The following is a 4,678-nucleotide window of genomic DNA, read 5'->3' on the forward strand; positions in this document are numbered from 1 at the left end:
CCAAATATAGGTTCGATCGCCATTACTATAGAAAATTACCGGACGCTGGTGAAATTTCTGCTCCAAACAGTCGGCGTAAAGCTTGGCTTGCTGCTTGCCCTCTTCAGGACTTCTGCGGGTACGTTTGGCTTCTACTACCGCTAGGGGTAAACCGTTGTCATCCCATAGGACGTAATCGATATAACCTGTACCGGATGGATTGACAGATGTAGGCATTCCGGTGACTGGGTATTCGATCGAATCGGGATGCGTCAGATCCCAGCCCATTTCACGCAGCAAGACATCGATCAGGTATTTGCGGGTGTTGGTTTCGTTGTAGTTGTGGGGGTCGGGGACTTTGGTATTGGTTTGTTTGAGGGCGGTAAGTTCTGCCTTTAATTGGGCGAGTTCGGCGGCGGTTTGGCGTTCTCGCTCCAGAGCGATCGCTTTCATCTCTTCGGCTTGGGAAAGCTGGGTTTCAAGGTCTTGGAGCTGAATCAGGGTAAGTTCATTTTTACCCTGTGCTTGAGGCTGCTGGATGAGCTGAGGGTTGAAATCAACCTTCCCTAGAGCCTTACCATTGGGGCTATAAGACCGACAGAGCCAATAAAGGAAGTGAAACAGTTCTTCGATTAGGTGGAGGGAATCGCTGGTACTAATCGGCGCAGAGCGATGGACGGCAATATTCCCCATCTTTTGGATGGTGCGAAGTTTGGGGAAGAGATTGGGGCTGAGGTTGTCTTGAAAGGTTTGCTCGTGGATCAGTGCGCTGAGTTTATCGTCGTAGGGGAGTTGGAGGTAGGGATCGTTGGCATAGAGCCAGTGAACGGCTTGTTCTAAGGTGTAGCGAATGTAGAAGCAACTGGCACGGGGCGCACTATGTACTAAGTTTTCGGCATGGGTGGCATGGTCAAAAATTTGGGGAAAGTCGGGTTTGAGAAAGTCGAAGTTGCTGGGCATTTGGGCGCGGGGGTTGAGGTCGTTAGCAGTTGAAGCAGCCTATTCGATCGAGGCTAAAAATGTCTGAATGCGGACGATTGGAATCTGCCGGAATGGATGCAGTACCAACAGATCTTCATCTCCAGTCAAAATTAAATCTGCCTTACCGCTGACGGCTAATTCTAAATACTTGTTATCTTTTGGATCTCGACATTCATCGATTTGCTCTACGATTTCCACAAACTCGACTAGTCCCAGCAATTCATCTAGAAATGTTTCTCGCTTGGCACGATTGCTATATCGGTCGAATTTAGGACGCAGCAATACTTCTGATAATTCTGCGAAAGTATCATTAGACATTAGAACTATGCCAGTAGCGATCGCCAGATCGAATGCCTGACGAGCTTTACCCTGGGCAGACAGCACCGAACTAACGATGACATTGGCATCGATTACCAACCGCTGTTGGCTAAGGGTCATTGAGAATTGACTCCAAAATATCTGGGGTTAGTCCATTCGCGGCGGCTTCATTACCAATCTCGTTCATTGTCTGTTTGAGCCGATCGATCGCCTCTTGTCTATTACTGGTGGCAGCTCTGAGCATCAAGCCAATCCGAGTAGCAATTTGTAGACGTTCGGTTTCTGTCGCACTCCGATAAGCTTCAGCAACTTCTGATGATACTTCGATCGCAATCTTTTCTATCGCAGCCATAGTTTTATACTCCCTTAACGATCGGGTCGGTATCCAATAATATGTACATATCTACTCAGCAGTTTTGCGCCACTCTTGTCCGAGGCGAACGGCTTCATCAAAGTCGGGATCGTTCTCAAAGCTACCTGCTACTTGCTGCCACCAAGGAGCTAGTGGTTCGGGTTGAATCAAGTTAGCCAGCAGTTTTTTCATCTGGGCTAGTTCTGTTTCTAAGGTCGCAACGCGGTTTTCGAGTTGGGGTTGTTCTTGGAGTTGTTGGGGGGTCATGGGAGTTTGGGCATGGGTTCACATACCGATAAGTTTCCCATATCTACAAATAAAATGTCAGATATGCTAAGATTGTGTACCGTTGTGTACACAATCTCGGTGAATATGCTGCAAAAAATTGGGATCAGAGATTTTAGAGATAACTTAGCCAAATACCTTAGCTCTTCCGCTCCTGTGGCGATTCTGCGGCATGGGCAAACCGTTGGTTACTTTGTTCCGACCCAGCTACAGCCTGCCCAATCAGAACAGGAATCGCTAAAACGTGCCGTAGCAGCCTTGGATACCCTATTGCTAGAGCATGGGATTGATGAAGATACGTTGCTGGCTGAGTTTCGCCAACTGCGATCGTCGCAACTCTAGAACCGATCGTGTCTACTCCTAAAAAATTGTGCTTGCTGTGCTTGGCAACAAAGTCTACAATTTTATCCATTAGTTTTCAACAATGACACAGTTTTTACAGGATGATTTTACCTAATCCAGAATTAGCAGTTATTGATGAGGATAAACTATCTGGATATAGTCTGAATACAGAGCATAGTGAGGGCAAACATAAGGCGCGAGTCTTTAAATCTGCATTAAATATGGATATCTCTAATGCTGAAAAACTCAGGCTAGCTTTGTTAAATGCTGTAACAACTTATGATGCTATTCCTGCCAAAATAAACGCCTATGGACAAAAATATGTAATTGACTTTCCCTTGAGTCATGAGGATAAAACTGCTACGATCCATAGTGTCTGGATTGTCAGAAGCAATGAGGATTTTCCGCGTTTAATTACTTGTTATGTTCTTTAGCCTGTAACTGAGATTATGAAATTACTTAATGTTGTAGCACTGTTGCAAGATTTACCAGAACTAGGTTTGATTCGGGGTCAGGTTGGTACTATTGTGGAGGTGTATGAGCCAGGTGTGTTTGAGGTTGAGTTTTGTGATGGCGATGGTCGTGCTTATGCGATCGAAACATTGTCTGCCGATGTGCTGATGGTTTTACATCATCAATCTAAAGAATTAGCGATCGCCTAAAACTAATAAAAAATTATTATCAGCAACAGAATTATTTTGAGATCGATCGCAATTTTACGCTCGCCACCAAGATCGATCGTGATTTTCTATCTATTGCTATTGAATGAAGTTTCAATTTGTGAGAATTGCACAGAAGGTTTCTCTGGAAAGTGGACTGTAAGGTCGATCGATCCGCCCATAGCAGCGATCGTGCTAATCAATGTAGAGAGGGTAATATTTTCTCTTGCTTCAACTTGAGATATATAGGATTGCCGCACTTCTAATAAATCTGCTAATTCTTCTTGAGTGAGTCCAGCAGCTTGTCGAACTGCACTGATGATGTTTAATTTCGTGCGAATCCGATCGGCACCAGCACTAATTTCTGACTGCATTTCTGGAGAGAATTCTTGTTTGATTTGGCGATAGGTTCTGTGTTGTCTATTCATAGGGATTTACCGCTGTCAGTTTCTTCTAAATACTCTGTAAACCGTCGTTCGGCGATGGGGATATTCTTTTCATACCAGCGTTTATCGCCTCCTTTGTTGCCGCCAACGAGCAGAACTGCTTGGCGTTGTGGGTCGAAGACAAAAAGTATTCGGTAAGGATTGCCATCATGTTGAACTCGAAGTTCTTTCAGATTGGTTAAGGTCGAACCTTTAATCGTGTCCGCATAGGGACGGCCTAATGAGGCTCCTTGCTCTTCTAAAACATCGAGTACTATCGCTATCGACGTTTGTACCCCATCATCTTGAGCAAAGAACCATTCTTCAAATTCTCGATGAAAAACAATCTCCCATATCATATATATATGATATCACATTTATATAATATTGACGATGGCACAATAGATCGATCGCACTTCCCCCATCGCCACCAAGATCGCGTTTAGAGTTCTCCTCGAAAGGCTCTTTGCAGCAGAGAGTTAAACAGATTGTCTGATTCAACAAAATGATTATTTGTTTTTGTTTCAAGAATATTTAATTTCTGAATAGCCTCTTTATATTGATGTTGTAAGTCTATTGGAGCTAAAGGTATTGGAAGACCTTTAATAATCGTCTGATTTAATCCATCCATAATTGCGCCTTTTGTATTTCTTTCAAAATATTGTTTTGCTATTGGATGAAATAGAAAATAGCCATACAAAAATTCTGGCAGACAAACCTCTTTGTCTGTTGTAATGCAACAAAGATGCTTCGTGTTGATTGCAGTAGGACAATCATGAGGAATAATAGCACAACGCCCGCAAGTTCCCATGATTGTAATAATGACATCCTCTGGATAAACAGTATAGTTTTTTAATTGTTTATATTTTTCTGGCGTAATAAACCTCGGCTTCGCCCATAAGAATCTATTCTTTACAGCATTATCAATACCTAAAACAGGAATACCCTCATCGACGAATTCACTATGTAAAAGATTGCTACCAAAGGGGCCAGTTCGCATCGAATTTTTACTCTTTGCTGCCATATCTCCAACCTTAACCATTTTCCAGCCTTGTGATATTGGATCGCCGAACATATCGAGGAAGATCGATCGACCTAATTCTTCAGTTAATCGGATAGCTTCTTGCCGTTTACGCCGCACTCGATCGGCTTTATCCAAAATTGCCGCAATCCGTTTCTGTTCTTCTAGCGGTGGTAGAGGAATTTCTGTTAAATATAGATCATCTCTATTTAAACCTGGTATTGATGTTGTAATTGTCCAACGTGCTAGATCTGTGTTTTTTAAAGCATAAAAAAAATAACGTAAATCAACCTTATTTGCCTGTATAAATTCAGTG

10 protein-coding genes are annotated in these 4,678 nt (G+C 43.1%); 3 read left to right on the forward strand and 7 right to left on the reverse strand.

All coding sequences use genetic code 11. From position 1 onward, the window contains the following. The 4 genes from RMO55_RS18165 to RMO55_RS18180 all read right to left on the reverse strand — a co-directional run. A partial coding sequence (locus tag RMO55_RS18165; RefSeq protein ID WP_310428891.1) for a type I restriction endonuclease occupies nucleotides 1-939 on the reverse strand: 939 nt, incomplete at its 3' end. A 39-nt stretch (nucleotides 940-978) separates the two neighbouring features. Then, nucleotides 979-1,398 carry a putative toxin-antitoxin system toxin component, PIN family gene (locus tag RMO55_RS18170; protein WP_310428893.1) on the reverse strand — a complete coding sequence of 140 codons (420 nt, stop codon included), beginning with the start codon at nucleotides 1,396-1,398 and terminating at the stop codon, nucleotides 979-981. After that, entirely contained in the window at nucleotides 1,388-1,630 is a 243-nt protein-coding gene (locus tag RMO55_RS18175; protein ID WP_310428895.1) for a hypothetical protein, read from the reverse strand. Before RMO55_RS18175 ends, RMO55_RS18170 begins: the two co-directional genes overlap by 11 nt. Before the next feature lie 51 nt (nucleotides 1,631-1,681). Further along, entirely contained in the window at nucleotides 1,682-1,897 is a 216-nt protein-coding gene (locus RMO55_RS18180; RefSeq protein WP_310428897.1) for a hypothetical protein, read from the reverse strand. 105 nt (nucleotides 1,898-2,002) lie between these two features. Here RMO55_RS18180 and RMO55_RS18185 point away from each other — a divergent pair, with 105 nt between their 5' ends. The 3 genes from RMO55_RS18185 to RMO55_RS18195 all read left to right on the forward strand — a co-directional run bounded on the left by RMO55_RS18185 (nucleotide 2,003) and on the right by RMO55_RS18195 (nucleotide 2,919). Further along, the gene (locus tag RMO55_RS18185) at nucleotides 2,003-2,257 is read left to right on the forward strand and encodes a hypothetical protein (protein WP_310428899.1); all 255 of its coding nucleotides are present in this window, start codon (nucleotides 2,003-2,005) and stop codon (nucleotides 2,255-2,257) included. Nucleotides 2,258-2,358: 101 nt separating this feature from the next. Further along, nucleotides 2,359-2,691 (forward strand): DUF6883 domain-containing protein, encoded by a 333-nt coding sequence (locus tag RMO55_RS18190; protein WP_310428901.1) that lies wholly within the window; start codon nucleotides 2,359-2,361, stop codon nucleotides 2,689-2,691. 15 nt (nucleotides 2,692-2,706) lie between these two features. Then, complete coding sequence (locus tag RMO55_RS18195) at nucleotides 2,707-2,919, forward strand: DUF4926 domain-containing protein (protein WP_310428903.1); 213 nt, start codon at nucleotides 2,707-2,709, stop codon at nucleotides 2,917-2,919. Between the two features lie 86 nt (nucleotides 2,920-3,005). Here RMO55_RS18195 and RMO55_RS18200 read toward each other — a convergent pair whose 3' ends face one another. The 3 genes from RMO55_RS18200 to RMO55_RS18210 all read right to left on the reverse strand — a co-directional run. Continuing rightward, entirely contained in the window at nucleotides 3,006-3,344 is a 339-nt protein-coding gene (locus RMO55_RS18200) for a helix-turn-helix transcriptional regulator (RefSeq protein WP_310428905.1), read from the reverse strand. Continuing rightward, a complete protein-coding gene (locus tag RMO55_RS18205; RefSeq protein ID WP_310428907.1) occupies nucleotides 3,341-3,700 on the reverse strand; it encodes a type II toxin-antitoxin system RelE/ParE family toxin in 360 nt (119 codons plus the stop codon). The genes RMO55_RS18200 and RMO55_RS18205 overlap by 4 nt, the downstream gene beginning before the upstream one ends. 83 nt (nucleotides 3,701-3,783) lie before the next feature. Continuing rightward, nucleotides 3,784-4,678, reverse strand: an 895-nt coding sequence (locus RMO55_RS18210) for a restriction endonuclease subunit S (protein WP_310428909.1), incomplete at its 5' end; no start/stop codon positions are given.

Origin of the sequence: Chamaesiphon sp. VAR_48_metabat_135_sub, from assembly GCF_031418915.1 — a bacterium.
GTDB lineage: Bacteria > Cyanobacteriota > Cyanobacteriia > Cyanobacteriales > Chamaesiphonaceae > Chamaesiphon.

Bases quoted from the DNA above. Each gene is read 5' to 3' on its own strand.
- RMO55_RS18170 (WP_310428893.1), bottom strand. From the start codon at position 1,398: ATGACCCTTAGCCAACAGCGGTTGGTAATCGATGCCAATGTCATCGTT.
- RMO55_RS18175 (WP_310428895.1), bottom strand. From the start codon at position 1,630: ATGGCTGCGATAGAAAAGATTGCGATCGAAGTATCATCAGAAGTTGCT.
- RMO55_RS18180 (WP_310428897.1), bottom strand. From the start codon at position 1,897: ATGACCCCCCAACAACTCCAAGAACAACCCCAACTCGAAAACCGCGTT.
- RMO55_RS18185 (WP_310428899.1), top strand. From the start codon at position 2,003: ATGCTGCAAAAAATTGGGATCAGAGATTTTAGAGATAACTTAGCCAAA.
- RMO55_RS18190 (WP_310428901.1), top strand. From the start codon at position 2,359: ATGATTTTACCTAATCCAGAATTAGCAGTTATTGATGAGGATAAACTA.
- RMO55_RS18195 (WP_310428903.1), top strand. From the start codon at position 2,707: ATGAAATTACTTAATGTTGTAGCACTGTTGCAAGATTTACCAGAACTA.
- RMO55_RS18200 (WP_310428905.1), bottom strand. From the start codon at position 3,344: ATGAATAGACAACACAGAACCTATCGCCAAATCAAACAAGAATTCTCT.
- RMO55_RS18205 (WP_310428907.1), bottom strand. From the start codon at position 3,700: ATGATATGGGAGATTGTTTTTCATCGAGAATTTGAAGAATGGTTCTTT.